Annotated in this window: 18 protein-coding genes; all 18 read left to right on the top strand. The window is 42.1% G+C overall.

The window, feature by feature from the left end:
* Nucleotides 1-2: 2 nt before the first annotated feature.
* The 18 genes from N8M93_RS14195 to rimP all read left to right on the top strand — a co-directional run bounded on the left by N8M93_RS14195 (nucleotide 3) and on the right by rimP (nucleotide 19,966).
* Nucleotides 3-488 carry a chemotaxis protein CheW gene (locus N8M93_RS14195; protein WP_261132865.1) on the top strand — a complete coding sequence of 162 codons (486 nt, stop codon included), beginning with the start codon at nucleotides 3-5 and terminating at the stop codon, nucleotides 486-488.
* Nucleotides 485-1,123 carry a chemotaxis protein CheC gene (locus tag N8M93_RS14200; RefSeq protein WP_261132866.1) on the top strand — a complete coding sequence of 213 codons (639 nt, stop codon included), beginning with the start codon at nucleotides 485-487 and terminating at the stop codon, nucleotides 1,121-1,123. The genes N8M93_RS14195 and N8M93_RS14200 overlap by 4 nt, the downstream gene beginning before the upstream one ends.
* Nucleotides 1,116-1,616 carry a chemotaxis protein CheD gene (locus N8M93_RS14205; RefSeq protein ID WP_261132867.1) on the top strand — a complete coding sequence of 167 codons (501 nt, stop codon included), beginning with the start codon at nucleotides 1,116-1,118 and terminating at the stop codon, nucleotides 1,614-1,616. The genes N8M93_RS14200 and N8M93_RS14205 overlap by 8 nt, the downstream gene beginning before the upstream one ends.
* 36 nt (nucleotides 1,617-1,652) lie before the next feature.
* A complete protein-coding gene (locus N8M93_RS14210; RefSeq protein ID WP_261132869.1) occupies nucleotides 1,653-2,414 on the top strand; it encodes a FliA/WhiG family RNA polymerase sigma factor in 762 nt (253 codons plus the stop codon).
* Nucleotides 2,415-2,430: 16 nt separating this feature from the next.
* A complete protein-coding gene (locus N8M93_RS14215) occupies nucleotides 2,431-3,807 on the top strand; it encodes a DUF342 domain-containing protein (protein ID WP_261132870.1) in 1,377 nt (458 codons plus the stop codon).
* A 12-nt stretch (nucleotides 3,808-3,819) separates the two neighbouring features.
* Nucleotides 3,820-4,122 carry a hypothetical protein gene (locus N8M93_RS14220; protein ID WP_261132872.1) on the top strand — a complete coding sequence of 101 codons (303 nt, stop codon included), beginning with the start codon at nucleotides 3,820-3,822 and terminating at the stop codon, nucleotides 4,120-4,122.
* Nucleotides 4,123-4,131: 9 nt separating this feature from the next.
* Nucleotides 4,132-4,623: a DUF6115 domain-containing protein gene (locus N8M93_RS14225; protein WP_261132874.1), complete on the top strand. Its 492-nt coding sequence runs from the start codon at nucleotides 4,132-4,134 to the stop codon at nucleotides 4,621-4,623.
* A 179-nt stretch (nucleotides 4,624-4,802) separates the two neighbouring features.
* Entirely contained in the window at nucleotides 4,803-5,537 is a 735-nt protein-coding gene (gene rpsB / locus N8M93_RS14230) for a 30S ribosomal protein S2 (protein ID WP_221564369.1), read from the top strand.
* 138 nt (nucleotides 5,538-5,675) lie between these two features.
* On the top strand, nucleotides 5,676-6,560 hold the full coding sequence (gene tsf / locus N8M93_RS14235; RefSeq protein WP_261132877.1) for a translation elongation factor Ts: 885 nt from the start codon (nucleotides 5,676-5,678) through the stop codon (nucleotides 6,558-6,560).
* A gap of 123 nt (nucleotides 6,561-6,683) precedes the next feature.
* Nucleotides 6,684-7,406, top strand: a complete 723-nt coding sequence (gene pyrH, locus N8M93_RS14240) for a UMP kinase (protein WP_261132878.1) — start codon at nucleotides 6,684-6,686, stop codon at nucleotides 7,404-7,406.
* Between the two features lies 1 nt (nucleotide 7,407).
* Nucleotides 7,408-7,965 (top strand): ribosome recycling factor, encoded by a 558-nt coding sequence (gene frr / locus N8M93_RS14245; protein ID WP_261132879.1) that lies wholly within the window; start codon nucleotides 7,408-7,410, stop codon nucleotides 7,963-7,965.
* A gap of 370 nt (nucleotides 7,966-8,335) precedes the next feature.
* A complete protein-coding gene (locus N8M93_RS14250; RefSeq protein ID WP_261132881.1) occupies nucleotides 8,336-9,103 on the top strand; it encodes an isoprenyl transferase in 768 nt (255 codons plus the stop codon).
* Nucleotides 9,104-9,118: 15 nt separating this feature from the next.
* The gene (locus N8M93_RS14255) at nucleotides 9,119-9,916 is read left to right on the top strand and encodes a phosphatidate cytidylyltransferase (RefSeq protein ID WP_261132883.1); all 798 of its coding nucleotides are present in this window, start codon (nucleotides 9,119-9,121) and stop codon (nucleotides 9,914-9,916) included.
* A 257-nt stretch (nucleotides 9,917-10,173) separates the two neighbouring features.
* Nucleotides 10,174-11,322, top strand: a complete 1,149-nt coding sequence (locus N8M93_RS14260; RefSeq protein WP_261132885.1) for a 1-deoxy-D-xylulose-5-phosphate reductoisomerase — start codon at nucleotides 10,174-10,176, stop codon at nucleotides 11,320-11,322.
* 14 nt (nucleotides 11,323-11,336) lie between these two features.
* Nucleotides 11,337-12,599, top strand: coding sequence for an RIP metalloprotease RseP (gene rseP / locus N8M93_RS14265; protein WP_261132887.1), 1,263 nt, complete (start codon nucleotides 11,337-11,339; stop codon nucleotides 12,597-12,599).
* A 425-nt stretch (nucleotides 12,600-13,024) separates the two neighbouring features.
* Complete coding sequence (locus N8M93_RS14270) at nucleotides 13,025-14,719, top strand: proline--tRNA ligase (protein ID WP_261132888.1); 1,695 nt, start codon at nucleotides 13,025-13,027, stop codon at nucleotides 14,717-14,719.
* A gap of 265 nt (nucleotides 14,720-14,984) precedes the next feature.
* Nucleotides 14,985-19,280, top strand: a complete 4,296-nt coding sequence (locus N8M93_RS14275) for a PolC-type DNA polymerase III (RefSeq protein ID WP_261132889.1) — start codon at nucleotides 14,985-14,987, stop codon at nucleotides 19,278-19,280.
* 215 nt (nucleotides 19,281-19,495) lie between these two features.
* Nucleotides 19,496-19,966, top strand: a complete 471-nt coding sequence (rimP, locus tag N8M93_RS14280) for a ribosome maturation factor RimP (protein ID WP_261132891.1) — start codon at nucleotides 19,496-19,498, stop codon at nucleotides 19,964-19,966.
* The last annotated feature ends 1 nt before the right edge of the window (nucleotide 19,967 follow it).

Consider the following 19,967-nt stretch of genomic DNA (forward strand, 5'->3'; position numbering starts at 1 on the left):
AAATGTCTGAAATGAAAACCGAAGAAACTGAAATGAAAGCGATTGTGTTTCAACTATTGGATGAAGAATATGGAGTCGATGTCCATCAGGTACGATCGATAGAACGAATCCAGGAGATTACCAGAGTACCACGGACGCCTTCCTTCGTTAAAGGAGTCATCAATCTTCGAGGTATCGTCACGCCAATCATTGATTTACGTAGCCGATTTGATTTGGAAGAGACTTCTTATACAGAGGATACCCGGATCATCATTGTCAATGCCAATGATTTAGAGGTTGGTATGATCGTGGATTCGGCAAATGATGTGATCGATGTCCCAGCTGATACAGTAGAGCCGGCACCGAAAGTAGTCGGTGGTATCGAAGCGGAATACCTTGATGGTGTTGCAAAACTTGAGAAGCGATTGTTGATACTACTTAATCTGGAAAAGGTGTTGAATCCAGAAGAGATCATTGCGCTTCGCCAATTCAAGGAGACCAATGAATGATCACACCCGAACAGTTGACAGAGTATCATAGGGATATTCTGAAAGAAATCGGTAACATCGGCGCTGGTAATGCTGCCACCGCATTATCTGAACTGATGCAGAAATCTATCGATATGGCACTTCCTACTGTGAACCTCGTCCCCTTTCATGAAGTCGTTCAGATGGTTGGTGGGGAAGAAACTGTTGTAGCGGCAACATTTTTCAGAGTGACAGGTGATGCCCCTGGAAATATGTTTCTGATTTTCACAGTAGATGAAGCGACCACAATTTTAAGAGAATTGACGGGTGACCCGGAATTGGATGAAGAAAGCATCCTTACATCCGAAATGGTCTGGTCAGCTCTTCAAGAAACAGCGAATATACTTGCAGGTTCATATCTTTCATCCTTTTCAGATTTCACAGGTTTGAATTTGTCGCCTTCTGTGCCATTTTTGACAATCGATATGGCTGCGGCTGTATTGTCTTTTGGGTTGATGGAAATGTCACAGGTCAGTGACTATGCAATCATCATCGACACACAGCTTAAAAATGGGAGTAGTGAACAATCAGGTGTAGACAGTCATTTTCTACTTCTACCCGACCCGGATTCGTTTCAAAAGATCTTTCAATCACTCGGAGTTCCGTTAAATGAATAAAACCATACAAACTATCAATGTGAAGATCTCAGATTATCAAATTACGAAAGCACCGAACCGTTTGAAAACGACTGGTCTTGGGTCTTGTGTCGGTATCGTTATTTTTGAGCCTTTGGCCCAGGTTGCTGGTATGGCCCATGTCATGCTACCTAGTTCTGAACTATCGAGAGATATGACGTTCAATTTAGCTAAATATGCTGATACAGCCCTTCCCGCAATGGTTACAGAACTCGTCCAACATTTTGGTATCCAACAAAATCGATTGAAAGCCAAAATCGCAGGCGGCGCTCAGATGTTCCAATTCACAGGGAAGAGTGAAGCGTTATGTGTTGGACCGAGGAACATTAAAGCAGTCAAGGACATTTTACAGACCTTAAGCATTCCCGTTCTTGCTGAGGATGTAGGTGGACAAAACGGGAGAACAATTGAATTTGACATCGAAAACAGTAAATTGACGATCCGGACGATACATAAAGGAATGACAACCATTTAAGGTCACCAAGATTATAAGATTACGAGGAGGGATTGGATGCGAAGCGGGGCAGAAGCGAGTGTACATTGGGACAATTGGTCGAAATTTCGGGATAAAGACTCCTGTGAAGCCTTATTAGAAATGCATTTACCCTTGGTCCAATATCATGTTCAACGTATTGCTGTAGGTTTGCCAAGAAACGTTAATAAAGATGAATTGAGGAGCCATGGACTTTTAGGACTATATGATGCTTTAAAAAAATTCGACCCTACGAGAGATCTCAAATTCGATACATATGCATCTTTTCGGATCAGAGGTGCAATCCTTGATGGTTTGCGTCGTGAAGATTGGCTCCCTCGCTCCTTGCGGGAAAAAACAAAAAAAATCGACTCGACCATCGAAAGGATGGAACAAGAACAGATGCGTTCTGTGACAGCATCAGAAGTCGCTGCTGAAGTAGGAATGACGGAAGATGATGTATTGACGATCATGTCAGAAAGCTTTTTAGCAAATGTATTATCCATTGATGAAGAGAATAAAGACAGCGATTCGAATGAAAAAGTAGGATACACGATTGAAGATAAGAAGGTTGAGACCCCTGAAACGCTGATGTTGACGAACGAACTTCACGAACACTTATCCAACATCATCGAGGATCTTAATGAAAAAGAACAGCTGGTGGTCAGCCTCTTCTATTATGAAGAACTTACACTGACTGAAATCGGTCATGTATTGAACTTGTCTACTTCTCGTATCTCTCAAATCCATTCGAAAGCACTTTACAAGCTCAGAAACGTACTGGCGAAATATACAAATTGAGTCAGGAGGAGCATTCGTGGCCATTGAATTATCAAAATATGTAAAACTGAAGCTTGGCAAGAAAAATATGATAGCTGAACTTGTTCCTTTGCAATCATTCGAAGATCAGGCTACTGTGGAAGACTTTTTGATCTTTCTTGAAGAATCAGGGATTGTCCACGGTGTGTTGAGAGCAGTGCTTGAAAATATCGTAGAGGATATCGAACACTGGACTCAGCCTGTCATTGTAGCGGAAGGGAAAGAACCAGAAGCAGGAGAAGATGGATTTATCAAACCCCTGATTATAAATGGAGGAACTTTTTTCGATAATCAAGCTGATTTTATCGACCTACGTTCGTTCACTGATATCCCATCAGTCCAAAAAGGCGAACGGATTGCTGAAATCATCCCTCATACGGACGGCATTCCAGGTCTTGATGTAAAAGGGGAGACTGTCCCGGCTAAATCAGGGAGACCAATCAAACTTAAAAAGTGCAAAAATACAATCACCGATCTTCCTTCTAAAAGCATTTATGCTTCAGCTGATGGACAAGTCAGTTATCAAAAACGTGCAGTCCATGTCTTTCCGGTTTATGAAGTGAAAGGTGATTTGGATTTGAAGACAGGAAACCTTTCATTTGTAGGGAATATTCATATACATGGCGATGTTCCTTCTGGTTACACAATTACAGCTGATGGCGACATCAGGATTTCTGGAATCGTAGAAGCCTCTGACTTGAAAGCTGGTGGATCTGTTTTCATCCGAAACGGAATTGCGGGACATGGAAAATCATATATCGAAGCGGGCTGTGACTTGCATACGGGATACATCAATCAAGGTAATTTGAAAGTCGGAGGGGATTTATATGTAAGGCTTATCAATTACAGTGATGTACTCGTAGATGGCAACATCTTTTGTCAAAAAGGAAAAGGAACCATCTTCGGGGGTCGTGTCAGCGCTGGCGGGGATATCTTCGTCAACCAAACAGGGACTGATGTTATGACGAAAACCCTACTTTATCTCGGAACTCCGGCTCATATCCTTGACAAGTCTACTCATCTGTCAAGTCGGATAGCATTAGAAGAGGATAATCTGAAAAAGCTGGGAAAATTGAAGACATCCTTAGAATCGAAAGATCTTGCTAAGCTGACGGACTCAGAAAGACTCCTCCTGCTGAAGGTGCGGAATACATATCAGCAAACTGAATGTTTATTAGATGGAATGAAAAAGGAATTAGAAGAAGTAAAGGAAGACATCAAACCGCTTCATGACCAGACACTTGTAGTCAACGGTGTGTTGCATCCAGGTGTAGAAGTGACTTTCGGAAAATACAAGAGAGTACTTCCGCACGAATATAAAGCAGTTGAATTTAAACTTGTATCGAGCGAAATCGTTATCCAATCATTGAAATGAGGAGATTGAGGGATGAGTTTGAAGTTGATTGAACTACAAGTTGCCATACCGAGAACCCAGGATGCAGGGAAAGTTCAAGAGAAACTCCAACAGCAATCACAGATCAATCAATCCCATGCAGCTGCCATTGAAAAAGAACGCTCACAACGGAATCGGACATCAATTGAAAAGCAAGAACGTACAGATAAACAACACTTCGATGACCGTAATCGTTCGAATGCTCACCATCATCAACAAAATCGACAGGCACATGACCAGGAAAAAGAAGATGTAAAACATCCATATAAAGGACAACGGATCGATTTTTCTGGTTAGGAGGAAGAAATGACAGCATTTTTACTTGGAATAAGCTTTATCATACACGTCATCACACTATTATCCCTAATCATTATTTGGAAACGTTCAGGTGCAGCAGACCACCAGGACTTGAAAGCCGCAAAGAAGGAAATGGAAGATATACTTCTGGCCTATACGACTGAGATGAAAGAAGAGAACGAGGCATTTCTGAAGGAACTTGCATCCCTGGACGACAGAAGAAAAACTGATCGTAACCAAAGAGATATAAATGGAGATGAAATTCCAAGAGAGAAACGTCCAATGAACCAAAAAGCCAGTGATGAAATCATTCAGGATGAAGAAGATAAAATATATTCACCACCTATCAATGAAGAAAAAGAAACGTTCGGTGTTTCTCTCGGTTCACAAATCATTTCTTTGCATAACAATGGTTATTCTTTAGATGAAATCGCCAAGAAAGTAAATAAAGGTAAAGGTGAAGTCGAACTTATGATAAAATTTCATCGAGATGGGCAATAGGTACTTGCTAGTTCCATTCAATTTATGTTATAGTTATCCTCGGTGTTTATGATATAAAAAAATATTTATAACACATCACACACGTTCGTGGATTCAATCATGGGTGCTGTAATATTGAATGATTACAGTTGTGATTGATCGGAAGCGGGCGGAGGAAAAAACCACAGGAGGTGCCATTCATGGCAGTAATTTCAATGAAACAATTGTTAGAAGCTGGTGTTCACTTCGGTCACCAAACACGCCGTTGGAACCCAAAGATGGCACGTTACATCTTCACAGAACGTAACGGCATCTACATCATCGACCTTCAAAAGACAGTCAAGAAGGTAGAAGAAGCGTATAATTACGTACGTGACATCGCTGCTGACGGAGGAAAGATCCTTTTTGTCGGTACGAAAAAACAAGCACAAGAGTCTGTTAAAGATGAAGCTCAACGTGCTGGTCAATACTACATCAACCAACGTTGGTTGGGTGGTACATTGACAAACTTCGATACGATCCGTAAGCGTATCAAGCGTTTGAAAGACCTTGAAAAAATGCAAGAAGATGGAACGTTCGATGTACTTCCTAAGAAAGAAGTTATCCTCCTTAAAAAGGAAATGGATCGACTTGAGAAATTCCTAGGCGGAATCAAGGACATGAACAGTCTTCCAGACGTTCTTTTCGTCATCGATCCTCGTAAAGAGCGCATTGCGATTGCAGAAGCTCGTAAGCTTAACATTCCGATTGTTGCTATCGTCGACACAAACTGTGATCCAGACGAAGTGGATGTTGTCATCCCAGGTAACGACGACGCAATCCGTGCTGTGAAACTTCTTACTTCTAAAATGGCAGATGCTGTTGTAGAAGCTAACCAGGGAAGCGCAGAAGAAGCTGCTTCTACTGAAGAAGAAGAGGCAGAAGTCAAAGCGTAAATGAATGCTCATTTAAGGGTGATAGAGGGGAACTGACCCTTTATCACCTTTTTTAAAGAAATGAAGTTCAAAAAGTCATCAAATATGGTTACCAAAATATTGTTTAAAAGCTACATATTTCAAGGGAGGAATAGATTTATGGCAGTAACTGCACAAATGGTAAAAGAACTGCGTGAAAAAACTGGCGCAGGAATGATGGATTGTAAAAAAGCTCTAACAGAGAATGATGGAGATATGGATAAAGCGATTGATTGGCTACGTGAGAAAGGCATTTCGAAAGCAGCTAAGAAAGCAGACCGTATCGCTGCTGAAGGCTTGACTCATATTGCTACGAAAGGAAACGAAGCTGCAATCGTGGAAGTCAACTCAGAAACGGACTTCGTTGCTAAAAACGATTCATTCAAGAACTTGATCCAAGAAATCGCTGATCACTTGCTTGAAGCAAAACCTTCTTCTGTTGAAGATGCTCTTAAACAAACTATGACTGGTCAAAGCATTCCCGTTGAAGAGTACATCAACAACGCAATTGCAAAGATCGGAGAGAAGATTTCCCTTCGTCGTTTTGCAATCCTTCAAAAGGAAGAAAATGATGCATTTGGCGCATACCTCCACATGGGTGGCCGTATCGGGGTCCTATCTGTAGTTGGCGGAACGACTGACGAAGATCTTGCAAAAGATATTTCGATGCACGTTGCAGCAGTAAACCCTCGCTATGTGAACCGTGAGCAAGTTTCTGAAGAAGAAGTTGCTCGTGAGAAAGAAGTTCTTACTCAACAAGCACTTAACGAAGGAAAGCCAGAAAAGATCGTTGAGAAAATGGTAGCTGGGCGAATCAATAAATTCTTCGAAGAAATTTGCCTTGTTGATCAAGGATTCGTTAAAGATCCAGATCAAAAAGTCGGTAAGTACGTAGAAAGCAAAGGCGGTACTGTCAAAGGATTTGTACGTTACGAAGTAGGCGAAGGTATGGAAAAGCGCGAAGAAAACTTCGCTGACGAAGTAATGTCACAAGTAAAGAAATAAATTACTGCTGCACGATTCAGTAATTATTTCACAAACATCCACAGAAAAAGGGGACACAGGTGTGTTCCCTCTTTTTCAAGCAACCCCATATAATAATGCAGGAAACGTTGATGGAGGGAAAAAATGAGTACGCCTAAATACAACAGAGTAGTCTTAAAATTAAGCGGAGAAGCTTTATCAGGTCAGGTCGGTTATGGAATCGATCCGCATATCATCAATTCGATCGCAAAACAAGTGAAAGAACTTGTTGAAATGAATGTTGAAGTTGCTGTTGTGGTAGGCGGCGGTAACATCTGGAGAGGTAAAGCTGGCAGTCAAATGGGCATGGATCGTGCTACTGCAGATTACATGGGTATGTTAGCGACCGTCATGAATTCACTGGCACTACAGGACAGCCTTGAAAGCATAGAAGTAGAAACAAGAGTTCAAACGTCAATCGAAATGCGCCAGGTTGCGGAACCGTATATTCGGAGAAAAGCGATTCGTCATCTTGAGAAAAAACGTGTTGTCATCTTTGCTGCAGGAACTGGTAATCCATACTTCTCGACTGATACAACTGCCGCACTACGTGCAGCTGAGATTGAAGCTGAAGTCATCTTGATGGCGAAAAACAATGTTGATGGAGTTTACACAGCAGATCCGAAAACAGATGAAACAGCGACGAAATATAAGAGTCTCTCTTATTTGGAAGTTTTAAAAGAAGGTTTATCAGTAATGGATTCCACTGCCTCATCTTTATGTATGGACAACGATATCCCGCTAATTGTTTTCTCCATTATGGAAGAAGGAAACATCAAGCGTGTTATCGAAGGAGAAAATATAGGAACAGTTGTAAGGGGGAAATGACATGTCAAATACAATCATCAAACAAGCAGATGAAAAAATGCAAAAAGCAGTAGCCGCTTTTCGTCGTGAACTTGCTACTTTACGTGCAGGACGAGCAAATCCATCACTTTTAGACCGTGTTTCTGTGGATTATTACGGAGCATTGACACCTCTGAATCAAATGGCGAACATTTCTGTACCAGAAGCTCGACTACTTGTAATCCAACCATATGATAAATCGATCATCGGGGAAATTGAAAAGGCCATCCAAAAAGCCGAGCTCGGACTATCTCCTTCTAATGACGGAGATGTCATCCGGATCGCAATTCCAGCATTGACTGAAGAGCGTCGTAAGGAACTGGTCAAACTCGTCAAAAAGTATTCTGAAGAAGGTAAAGTGGCAGTCCGGAACATCCGTCGTGATGCTAATGATGAGCTTAAGAAGCTTCAAAAAGATGGCGAAATGACAGAAGATGATCTTCGTCATTACAGCGATGAAGTACAAAAGGTCACAGACCGATTTGTATCAGAAATCGATTCTATTGCGGAAAATAAAGAAAAAGAAATCATGGAAGTTTAACATAATTCAAGTTAAAATAAGATAAGAAAAAAGGGCTGTCCCCATAAGTGTCTGACTTACATCGTAACGAACAACATTTTGAAATGAATCATGGATTTGAGACAAAATGTTGACGTGGCGGTGTCCGGCACTATTGTTCTGGGACAGCCTCTTTGATACATATGGCCGGTTTTCATTATAATAGTAATGTCTATGTTAAAGGACTTTGTTGATTGAAGCGAAAATTCGCTACACTCCTACGGTTCACCCACCGAAAGGGAGTGAACTTCGTAGATCACAACAATTTAAACTAATAGAGCCATAGCAATAAGGCCATGAAGGTGAACGATCCCTTTTTGTGGTTTGATTTATTCTCTCTGGGGGAGACTATATGTTAAATAAACTTACGAACTTGACGAAAACTAAAAAAGAAACGACAGAAAACCTCGAACTCGATTTATCACGTGTACCAAACCACATTGCCATCATCATGGATGGGAATGGACGTTGGGCGAAGAAGAGAGGTCTACCACGAATAGCGGGGCATCGTGAAGGAATGAAAGTCGTCCGTAAGGTAGTAAAGCGTGCAAATGAATTAGGTGTGAAAGCTTTGACCATGTATGCTTTTTCTACAGAAAATTGGAAACGACCAAAACCTGAAGTGGAATTCATTATGAAACTTCCTGAACAATTTCTTTTGACGTACTTGCCTGAATTGATTGAAGAAAATGTACGAGTCCGGATCATGGGTGAAAAGGAAGGGATCCCTTCTTATACTCAAAAAGCTGTAAATGAAGCAGTCGAGAGGACGAAGGACAACGATGGACTGGTATTGAATTTTGCTTTGAATTATGGAAGCCGTTATGAAATAACTTCTGCTGTTAAACAACTTGCAAAAGAAGTTGAAGATGGAACCATTAAGCCTGAAGATGTAAGTGAAGAGATGATTGGTTCTTATATGATGTCCAATGAAGTAGGAGACCCAGAATTGTTGATTCGAACGAGCGGTGAAATCCGCTTAAGCAACTTCATGTTATGGCAAATGGCCTATACAGAGCTTTGGTTTACTGATGTGTATTGGCCCGACTTTTCTGCAGCGGATTTAGACAAGGCGATTTATGACTATCAAAATCGAGGCAGAAGGTTTGGTGGGGTTTAACCCTAGGAGGATTTTATGAAAGAACGTATTATTACAGGAGTTATCGCAGCACTTGTATTTCTGCCTATCGTATTTATCGGCGGAGTCTGGTTCTATAGTGTAATGGCTCTGTTAGCTGCGGTAGGGATAAGGGAATTATTAAGAATGAAAGGGATCAAGTTAGTTCATGTCCCTGGTATGATTTCTTTATTGATGGTCATACTTCTCGTCATCCCTAAGAAATTTTGGGATTTTAATTATGATCTCGATACAGTGAAAATGTACACGATCATAATCGGGTTGTTTTCACTGTTGACGTGGACGGTAATTACAAAAAACCGTTTTACTTTTGAAGATGCTAGTTTCGTCATTATGTCTACGTTATATGTAGGAATCGGATTTCTTTATTTTAACGAGACAAGAGCATTAAATGATGGAATAGGTGCGATTTTCTTTGTATTGTTCATTGTGTGGGCGACGGACTCGGGGGCTTACTTTTTCGGGAAATCCATGGGAAAACGCAAGCTTTGGCCGGTAATCAGCCCGAATAAGACGATAGAAGGGTCATTAGGCGGTTTATTATGTGCAGTCATTGTAGCTGTCATTTTCCAAATGATCCTGCCGATTTACTCAACGGTTCTACTTGCTGTTGTAGCTGCAATGGTCATCGGTGTATTCGGACAAATCGGTGACTTGGTCGAATCAGCTTTTAAGAGGCATTATGAAGTGAAGGATTCAGGAACGTTATTACCTGGGCACGGTGGAATATTAGATCGATTCGACAGCATCTTGTTCGTCCTGCCGATTTTACATATCGTTCAATTATTGCCATAGACTGCTTTGTAAGGAAGAACAACCTTCCTTGCGTACATCTATTACCCGGTCAGCAAGGCTCTGATTGCAACTATTAATAGGCAAGTTTTTTCATGCTTAAAGAAAGTCATCATACTTTCTTCATGATCAGTGCTCAAGCTGGCAGCTTCGGAAGCAATAACCGTACGAAGGAAAAGTAATTGCTTTTTCGAGGAACTATTGGCTGGGTCTACGCCTTAGGCTTGACTTTGCCAAGTTTTCTTAAAATGGAGGAATGTATGAAATATATCAGCATACTAGGTGCTACTGGATCGATCGGGACCCAGACAGTCGAAGTCGTCCGGGCGCATCCAGAACAATTTAGAATCACATCATTTTCTTTTGGTACGAACCTTGAAATCGGGGCGAAATTGGTTGATGAATTCCGCCCTGGACGTGTTTCTGTCGCTACTAAAGAATTGGCAGAAGAATTAAAAAGGACTATCGACCATCCTTGTCTCGTATACTATGGTGAGAATGGCCTGTTAGAGATTGCGACAGATCCTGCCTCGGATACACTTATGAACGCCGTTATGGGGAGTGTGGGACTTGAACCGACACTGGCAGCTATTGATGAAGGGAAGACCATCGCACTTGCAAATAAAGAGACTTTAGTCACGGCTGGTCACATCGTGATGACCCGTGCGAAGGAAAACAGTGTAGACATCCTTCCAGTTGATAGTGAGCATTCTGCAATCTATCAATGTCTCAATGGAGAAAAGAAAAGTGAGATGTCCAAGCTGATTTTGACTGCTTCTGGGGGGAGTTTCCGTGACCGGACTCGTATTGATTTGCAAGGGGTCACTGTTGAAGAAGCACTCAATCATCCGAATTGGTCGATGGGATCCAAAATCACCATCGATTCTGCGACGATGATGAATAAAGGTCTGGAAGTCATCGAAGCGCACTGGTTATTTGATACGAACTACGAAGATATCGAAGTCGTCATGCATCGTGAAAGTGTCATCCATTCTATGGTAGAGTTTATAGACGGCAGTGTAATTGCACACCTGGGCACTCCTGATATGAAGGTACCGATTCAATATGCTCTTACGCATCCCGGAAGGCTTGATTTACCAAGTGGAAAAAGGTTAAACTTAGTAGATATTGGAACCTTGCATTTTGAAAAAATGGATTTAGAAAGGTTTCCATGTTTACGATATGCTTTTGAAGCAGGAAATGCTGGCGGGACGATGCCGACAGTGTTGAACGCAGCCAATGAAACTGCAGTGGAAGCATTTCTAAATGGCCGTATCGAATTTTTGGAGATCGAGACCTTGATAGAAAAAGCACTAGATAATCATGAATCTGTCGAGGCTCCTTCGTTAGAAGAAATTCGTGAGGCTGATGCTGCTTCACGGCAATTTGTACAATCCCTTATAGTGTAAAGGTGGTCACGTAAATGAATACATTTATTTCGATTGTAATTATCTTTGGTGCACTCGTATTCTTCCATGAATTAGGGCATCTGTTGCTGGCAAAGAGAGCTGGTATCCTATGTCGTGAGTTTGCAATCGGTTTTGGTCCGAAGATTTTCTCCTCAAAAAAAGGTGAGACGTTATACACGATCCGGCTGCTCCCACTCGGCGGGTTTGTCCGTATGGCAGGGGAAGATCCTGAGGGAATCGAAATCAAACCAGGAACACAAGTTGGACTCATCTTCGATTCAGAAGGAAAGGTGAAGCAGATTGTAGCAAATCAGCTCGCCCGTTATCCTGATGCGAAAGTTATTACCGTTGAGAAGGCTGACATAGAACATGACCTTGTTCTTAGAGGACATGTCAATGACGAACTGACAGAATCATATCCTGTACATCCAGAGGCAGAGTTTGTCCAGGATGGTATGCCGATGCAAATCGCCCCATACAATCGCCAATTCGGTTCTAAATCATTGGTAGATCGTTTCCTTGCGATATTTGCCGGTCCATTGATGAACTTCTTGCTCGCGTTTGTACTATTGGCTGTTTATGCTATGACTCAAGGTATTCCAGTTGATGAAGCGCAATTAGGAAAGTTGGATAAAGACGGTGCTGCATATGAAGCAGGGCTTCAAGAGGGGGACCGCGTCCTCTCGATTGACGGAGAAGCGGTCAACACATGGGAGGAGCTTGTCAAGACCATTCAGCAAAACCCGAATGAAGAGTTACAATTCACCATTCAAAGAGATGGGGAAACCAATAAGGTGACAGTGACTCCTAACGAGCGGGAATCGCAAGATGGAAAATCCTCAGAAGGTTATATCGGAGTATACATGCCGACTGAAGTATCCTTTTTCGGGTCTCTACAATACGGAGTGGAGAAGACAGGTGAACTGACTGTCTTGATCATTCAAGCATTAGGACAGCTTGTCACTGGTCAGATTTCATTTGACAATCTTTCAGGTCCCGTTGGTATTTATAAATACACGGACCAGGCTTCTGAAGGAGGCGTTTTTGTCTTATTGCAATGGGCAGCTTTCTTGAGTGTCAACCTTGGGATATTCAACCTCTTGCCGCTTCCTGCCCTTGATGGTGGAAGACTGACTTTCCTGGCAATCGAGGCTGTCCGTGGAAAGCCATTGGATCCACAAAAAGAAGGATTGGTTCACTTTATCGGTTTCGCCTTATTGATGTTGTTGATGATCGTCGTCACATGGAATGACATCCATAAATTCTTCATCAACTAGATTCTGTGATTCATACCGGCTCATCTATCTTATTGATGGGTCGGTTTTTCTTCTGTTTAGGCTTTAGTGTGGAATTTTAGAGATGCGTATGCAATATAGGAAATTAGAGGACACAGGAGACCTTATCTGTATGAAATCGATATGTTTTTTAAAATTAGAGGACACCAGAGACCTTATTGGCTTGAATTCAACGAGAAACCTGATGATTTTAACCCAATAACGGAATAGTTGTCCTCTAAATTTTTGAAACACCTCATTTGTTCGGAACAGATGTCCTCTGAATTTTTCCTTCGACCTCATATCACAAACAACAGACTTTATAACCGGGAACTTAACTTAAAATGGTTGATTTTTCGAGTCGCTACCTTTTAAATTAGAGTAGATATGTTTGTTTAAGAGACTTAAAAAATAAAGAAGGTGCTGTAATGAGACAAAGTAATTTATATATCCCCACGTTAAGGGAAGTTCCCTCAGATGCAGAAGCGATCAGCCACCAGTTGCTGGTCCGTGCTGGTTTTATCCGCCAAAGTGTGTCTGGAGTCTATTCATTTCTTCCGCTAGGACGAAAAGTCCTTAGGAAAGTTGAAACGATCATACGTGAAGAAATGGATAACATCGGTTCCCAGGAAGTCCTGATGCCTGCCCTGCAACCATCTGAGCTTTGGGAAGAATCAGGCAGGTGGCATACATATGGTCCTGAATTGATGCGTTTGAATGACCGCCATAACCGCACGTTCGCACTTGGTGCTACACATGAAGAATTAATCACAAGCTTACTTCGTGATGAAGTGAAATCCTATAAACGTTTACCTATGGTGCTTTATCAGATACAAGCGAAATTCCGTGATGAGAAAAGACCACGTTTCGGACTTCTCCGCGGTCGGGAGTTCATCATGAAAGATGCTTATTCTTTCGATGTCGCCCCTGAAGGATTGGACCGTAATTATGATGCCATCTATGGAGCGTACATGAACGTTTTCAATCGATGCGGGTTGAACTTCAGAGCAGTCATCGCTGATTCAGGTGCAATGGGTGGTAAAGATACGCATGAATTCATGGTTCTCGCTGATATTGGTGAGGACACGATTGCCTATTCTGATGAATCTGATTTTGCAGCTAACGTAGAGATGGCACCTGTTAATGTTCAATACAAAAAAGAGGATGTGCCCGTAAAAGAACGTATGAAAGTCGAAACAGATAACAAGCGGACGATCCTGGAAGTTGCTGAGTACTTGAATGTAACACCGCAAAATTGTATCAAATCACTTTTATGGATGGTCGATGAAAAGCCAGTTCTTGTGCTTTCTCGCGGAGACCATGAACTCAATGATGTCAAAATCAAAAATGTACTTGATGCAGAAGTTGTCGAGTTGGCAACTGAGGAACATACGAAAGAAATCATCGGTTGTGAAGTAGGATATATCGGACCGGTTGATGTACCTGATGAGGTAAAAGTGATTGCTGATCATGCTGTAGAATATATCGTAAATGGTGTTTGTGGAGCGAATGAACCACATATGCATTATCAAAACGTCAACCCTGGAACAGATTTTGAAGTTGATTTTTATGATGACCTCCGCTTCATCGAAGAAGGGGATCCTTCTCCAGATGGAAGAGGCACAATCGTTTTCGCAAGAGGCATCGAGGTTGGTCATGTTTTCAAATTAGGCACAAGATACAGTGAAGCGATGAATGCCACTATACTCGATGAGAACGGGAAATCAAAACCAATTACGATGGGCTCATACGGGATCGGAGTGTCAAGAATAATGGCAGCCGTCGTTGAACAAATGCATGATGAGAATGGGATCGTCTGGCCAGAATCCTTATCACCGTTTGATGTCCATCTCATTTGCGTCAATCCTAAAAGTGATACCCAGGCTGAACTTGGAGAACAACTCTATGCTCAATTGAAGAGGAATCGTTTGGATGTATTGTATGATGATCGTAAAGAACGTGCCGGTGTAAAATTCACTGATGCTGATTTGATCGGTATTCCGTTCCAGGTCATTGTCGGGAAGCGGGCTGAAGAAGGAATCGTCGAATTGAAGAATCGACAAACCGGCGAAAAAGCAGAAAAACATATAACTGAAATCGAAGCGTATATTGCACAAGCTTAAAGATGTTCGAAGGCCACAAGAGGACTGACGAGTAGATCATAGTCAGTCCTCTCCCTTTTCAATATTAAGTACATACTTGTAAATCGGGTATTGGTACAATGGAATAGTACCACTCGTTATTAGTTTAAGGCTCTGTTAAAGTATTTTGTTGATTCAAGAAAGATTTGCGGCATTCCTGCGACAATAGATCGCGAAAAGCGAAGGTGAATCGTAGAAATCAGCAATAAATACTAACATAGCCTAGTTTGAAAGGAGTCAAGACGAAATGGAAGACCTCGAAATTCGGAAACAACGATTGTCCTTGTTGCTTGAGCAAATCGGTTTTCCTCAAGAGAAACTTTCTTTCTTTGAAGATGGATATTTGAAGAAACTCTCCATACAAAAGGAACAGAAAAAATGGACATTCCATATATTCATAACCACGCCTTTACCATATGATGCCTATCAACTACTTGAAACCTTAATCCAAAAAGCATTCCACACGATTGCAAAAGCAAGTTGTGTCATACACTGCGATCAAAAAGAAATCTCACGTGAATTATTTGAGGGCTATTGGAGTCCATGCATCGAACAATTACAATCTCAGAACATGCCTGTCTTGGATATGCTTTCAGGGAAGATTCCTAACCTTGAAGGAAATAAAGTCACAGTGAAAGTATCCAATGACGCTCAAGCTATGCTTTTTCAAAGGAAACTTGGTCCATCTCTCGGTACTGCCTTTAAGAAATATGGCTTCCCTGCATTGAACTTCGAGACGAAGGTAGAACAGAATCAGGAAGATTATCAAAGGTTCGTTGAGCAACGGGAGAAGGAAGATAAGACCAAAGTGATGGCTGCTATGATGGAAAAGGAAAAAGCCGGAAAGAAACTTGAAAACGGAATTCGTAATGAAAAATTGAAGATCGGATACGGAATAAAGGATGAGCCGGTGCAGATTCAATCAATCGTCGATGAAGAGAGGAAAATCACCGTCCAGGGTTACGTCTTCGATGCTGAGACGAGGGAATTGAGAAGTGGCCGCGTATTATTGACATTCAAAATAACGGATTATACGGATTCATTGCTTATTAAAATGTTCTCACGTGATAAGGAAGATATCCCAAGACTTCAATCCTTGAAAAAAGGGATGTGGGTGAAGGCACGTGGAGGAATCCAGAACGATACATTCGTAAGGGATCTCGTCATGATTGCGAATGATATCGAAGAGCTGCCGCCAGTAGTCAGGAAGGACGAAGCACCTGAGGATGAAAAACGGGTTGAACTTCACCTTCATACACCGATGAGCCAGATGGATGCTATAAGCTCTACGTCATCTCTCGTCGAACAGGCTGCGAAATGGGGACACCCAGCAGTAGCAATAACGGATCATGCAGTCGTCCAATCCTATCCGGAAGCCTATTCAGCCGGTAAAAAACATGGAATTAAAATTTTGTATGGACTTGAGGCGAATCTCGTCGATGATGGCGTACCGATCGCTTATAACGATCAGCACAGACTATTACAGGACGAAACGTATGTCATATTTGATGTAGAAACGACTGGTCTATCTGCTGTTTATAATAAAATCATTGAGCTTGCAGCGGTGAAAATCAAAAATGGGGAAATCGTCGACCGGTTTGAATCGTTCGCAAATCCACACCATCCTCTTTCCGCTACGACCATTGATTTGACCGGGATTACTGATGATATGGTGAACTCTGCACCTGAGATCGAAGATGTGCTGAAAGATTTCCATACTTTCATCGAAGATTCGATTTTAGTGGCTCATAATGCTAGTTTCGATATGGGATTCTTGAATGTCGGTTTTCGGAAGGTCGGGATCGGTGATGCACCAAATCCGGTAATCGATACACTTGAACTCGGTAGATTCCTATATCCAGAGTTCAAGAACCATAGATTGAATACGTTGTGTAAGAAGTTCGATATCGAATTGACGCAGCATCACAGAGCGATATACGATGCTGAAGCAACCGGTTATCTTTTATTGAAAATGATCAAGGACAGTATTGAAAAAGGAATCACTTATCACGATGAATTCAATGATCACATGGGGGAGACCGGATTTGAACGGACGCGTCCATCCCATTGTATACTTCTAGCTAAAAACCAGGAAGGTCTGAAAAACATCTATAAACTAGTGACAGAATCCCATCTCAACTATTTTTATCGTACACCGCGAATACCTAGATCTAAATTGAAGAAAAATCGAGACGGGATTTTGATAGGATCAGGCTGTGATAAAGGTGAAGTTTTCGAGGGTATGATGCAGAAGTCGCCCGAAGAAGTGGAAGAGATCGCTAAATTCTATGATTATCTTGAAGTGCAGCCAATAGGGAACTATGAACACCTCATAGAGAAAGAGCTAGTCCAGAATGAGCTCTCATTGAAAGAAATCATCAAGAATATCGTCAAACTTGGCGAAAAGCTCGATAAACCTGTCGTTGCTACCGGGAATGTTCATTACCTTGATGAAACCGATAAGATATACCGGAAGATCCTGATTGGCAGTCAAGGAAATGCGAATCCTCTTAACAGGCAGAAGCTGCCAGATGTACATTTCCGTACCACTGTTGAAATGCTTGAAGAATTCGATTTTCTTGGCGAAGATATAGCAAGAAAGATTGTTGTAGAAGCAACACAAGCAATTGCAGAGCAAATTGAAGAAGTGAAGCCGATTCCGGATGATCTTTATACACCAAAGATTGAAGGTGCGGATGATGAAATACGTAACATGAGTTATGGCCGTGCACGAAGCATCTATGGAGAAGATCTTCCGAAACTGGTTGAAGAACGGCTGGAAAAAGAGCTTAAGAGTATCATCGGCCATGGATTTGCAGTCATCTATTTGATTTCTCAAAAACTCGTAAAGAAATCATTGAATGATGGTTATCTAGTCGGTTCTCGTGGATCCGTCGGCTCGTCCTTCGTAGCGACGATGACGGAAATTACCGAGGTGAACCCGCTCCCGCCTCATTATGTATGCCCATCCTGTAAACACTCTGTATTTTTTGATGATGGATCGGTAGGATCAGGGTTCGACCTTCCTGATAAACAATGTGAAGAGTGTGGCACTGAATATACGAAAGATGGTCACGACATTCCCTTTGAAACGTTCTTAGGGTTCAAAGGGGACAAAGTGCCTGATATCGATCTGAACTTCTCAGGTGAATATCAACCACGTGCACATAACTATACGAAAGAACTGTTTGGGGAGGATTATGTATACCGTGCAGGGACGATCGGTACTGTAGCTGAGAAGACGGCGTATGGGTACGTCAAAGGGTATGCGTCTGATTACAATATCCATTACCGCTCAGCAGAAATCGACCGGCTTGTCAGTGGGTGTACCGGGGTGAAAAGGACCACAGGGCAGCATCCAGGCGGTATCATCGTGGTACCTGATTATATGGATATTTTCGACTTTTGCCCGATTCAATTTCCTGCAGATGACAAGAATTCTGAATGGAAGACGACCCACTTTGACTTCCACTCCATCCATGACAACCTGTTGAAGCTGGATATTCTCGGGCACGATGATCCGACTGTCATAAGGATGCTTCAAGATCTGAGTGGTATCGATCCGAAAACGATTCCGACTGATGATGCAGAGGTCATGAAATTGTTCAGTGGGACCGAGGCTTTGGGCGTAACAGAGGAACAGATCATGTGTAAGACTGGAACTTACGGGATCCCAGAGTTCGGAACACGGTTCGTCCGGCAGATGCTTGAGGAGACGAAGCCAAGCACATTTTCCGAATTGGTGCAGATCTCAGGTCTTTCCCATGGTACAGACGTATGGTTGAACAATGCCAATGAGTTGATCGCAAATGGAACATGTGAACTTAAAGATGTCATCGGTTGTCGTGACGATATCATGGTCTATCTGATATACAAAGGTCTCGAGCCATCACTGGCATTCAAGATCATGGAATTCGTCCGTAAAGGGAAAGGTTTGCAGGATGAATGGATTGAAGAAATGAAAAAGAACGATGTCCCGGATTGGTACATTGAATCTTGTAAAAAGATCAAGTACATGTTCCCGAAAGCCCATGCTGCTGCGTATGTATTGATGGCAGTGAGGATCGCCTATTTCAAAGTCCACCATCCGATCCTCTTCTATGCTGCATATTTCACGGTTCGTGCAGATGATTTCGATTTAGAAGTGATGGTGAGAGGATCTTCAGCAATCCGGCACCGCATTGAAGAAATCAACCAAAAAGGACTGGATGCCTCACCTAAGGAGAAGAGTTTGCTGACCGTTCTTGAATTGGCTCTTGAGATGTGTGAACGTGGGTACGGTTTCAATAAGGTAGATCTCTACCGTTCTTCTGCATCGGAATTCATTGTCGATGGAGATACGCTAATTCCACCGTTCAATGCGATTCCAGGCCTCGGTACGAATGCGGCGATCAATATCGTCAAAGCGAGAGAGGATGGCGAGTTCCTTTCGAAAGAAGATCTTCAGCAAAGAAGTAAGATTTCAAAAACTGTGATTCAATACTTAGAAGATCAAGGCTGTCTAGAAGGACTGCCGGATGCGAACCAGCTCTCGTTGTTCTAAGTTGCAATCCCGAACACGTTTATGGTATATTGAAATTGGAAATACTAGTGAATAGGTCGTCGGAAGGAGTGGGTGCCAACCCACTCTTTCCTTTATGTTTGATATCTTTTTTCTAATAGCCCTGTTGAAAGACTTTGATTCAGGGCAATTCTACCAAGTATTCGAACAGCAAGAATTGAAGCAGAAAATGTCCCAGTGATAAAGGAGGACCACAAATGAGTAAAAAGGTGACTGAGATAACGGAAGAACTCGTAACACCGATCTTAGAATCCATGGACCTTGAACTAGTAGACGTCGAGTTTGTCAAAGAGGGAAAGAACTGGTTTCTAAGAGTATACATCGATAGCGAAGATGGTGTAGATATTGAAGAATGTGGAAAAGTAAGTGAACAATTGAGTGAAAGATTGGATGAAGTCGATCCGATCTCCCAGGCTTATTTCCTTGAGGTCTCCTCACCAGGTGTAGAACGCCCATTGAAAAAGGATTCAGACTTTCAAAAAGCAGTCGGAAAGCACGTACATGTGAAAACATATGAACAAATCGATGGCCAAAAAGAATTCGAAGGAACGCTCATATCATTTGATGGTGAAGAGCTCACTGTCGAAATTCGCGTGAAGACAAGGACGAAGGAAATCAAGGTACCGTACGAAAAAGTTGCTAATGCGCGTTTAGCGGTATCATTCTAAT

The sequence above is a fragment of the Bacillus sp. Marseille-Q3570 genome (assembly GCF_946151055.1).
Classification (GTDB): Bacteria; Bacillota; Bacilli; order Bacillales; family Fictibacillaceae; genus Pseudalkalibacillus.

What these genes read in the sequence shown, in the direction of transcription:
- N8M93_RS14195 (WP_261132865.1), top strand. Translation starts at nt 3, where the DNA reads ATGTCTGAAATGAAAACCGAAGAAACTGAAATGAAAGCGATTGTGTTT.
- N8M93_RS14200 (WP_261132866.1), top strand. Translation starts at nt 485, where the DNA reads ATGATCACACCCGAACAGTTGACAGAGTATCATAGGGATATTCTGAAA.
- N8M93_RS14205 (WP_261132867.1), top strand. Translation starts at nt 1,116, where the DNA reads ATGAATAAAACCATACAAACTATCAATGTGAAGATCTCAGATTATCAA.
- N8M93_RS14210 (WP_261132869.1), top strand. Translation starts at nt 1,653, where the DNA reads ATGCGAAGCGGGGCAGAAGCGAGTGTACATTGGGACAATTGGTCGAAA.
- N8M93_RS14220 (WP_261132872.1), top strand. Translation starts at nt 3,820, where the DNA reads ATGAGTTTGAAGTTGATTGAACTACAAGTTGCCATACCGAGAACCCAG.
- N8M93_RS14225 (WP_261132874.1), top strand. Translation starts at nt 4,132, where the DNA reads ATGACAGCATTTTTACTTGGAATAAGCTTTATCATACACGTCATCACA.
- rpsB (WP_221564369.1), top strand. Translation starts at nt 4,803, where the DNA reads ATGGCAGTAATTTCAATGAAACAATTGTTAGAAGCTGGTGTTCACTTC.
- tsf (WP_261132877.1), top strand. Translation starts at nt 5,676, where the DNA reads ATGGCAGTAACTGCACAAATGGTAAAAGAACTGCGTGAAAAAACTGGC.
- pyrH (WP_261132878.1), top strand. Translation starts at nt 6,684, where the DNA reads ATGAGTACGCCTAAATACAACAGAGTAGTCTTAAAATTAAGCGGAGAA.
- frr (WP_261132879.1), top strand. Translation starts at nt 7,408, where the DNA reads ATGTCAAATACAATCATCAAACAAGCAGATGAAAAAATGCAAAAAGCA.
- N8M93_RS14250 (WP_261132881.1), top strand. Translation starts at nt 8,336, where the DNA reads ATGTTAAATAAACTTACGAACTTGACGAAAACTAAAAAAGAAACGACA.
- N8M93_RS14255 (WP_261132883.1), top strand. Translation starts at nt 9,119, where the DNA reads ATGAAAGAACGTATTATTACAGGAGTTATCGCAGCACTTGTATTTCTG.
- N8M93_RS14260 (WP_261132885.1), top strand. Translation starts at nt 10,174, where the DNA reads ATGAAATATATCAGCATACTAGGTGCTACTGGATCGATCGGGACCCAG.
- rseP (WP_261132887.1), top strand. Translation starts at nt 11,337, where the DNA reads ATGAATACATTTATTTCGATTGTAATTATCTTTGGTGCACTCGTATTC.
- N8M93_RS14270 (WP_261132888.1), top strand. Translation starts at nt 13,025, where the DNA reads ATGAGACAAAGTAATTTATATATCCCCACGTTAAGGGAAGTTCCCTCA.
- N8M93_RS14275 (WP_261132889.1), top strand. Translation starts at nt 14,985, where the DNA reads ATGGAAGACCTCGAAATTCGGAAACAACGATTGTCCTTGTTGCTTGAG.
- rimP (WP_261132891.1), top strand. Translation starts at nt 19,496, where the DNA reads ATGAGTAAAAAGGTGACTGAGATAACGGAAGAACTCGTAACACCGATC.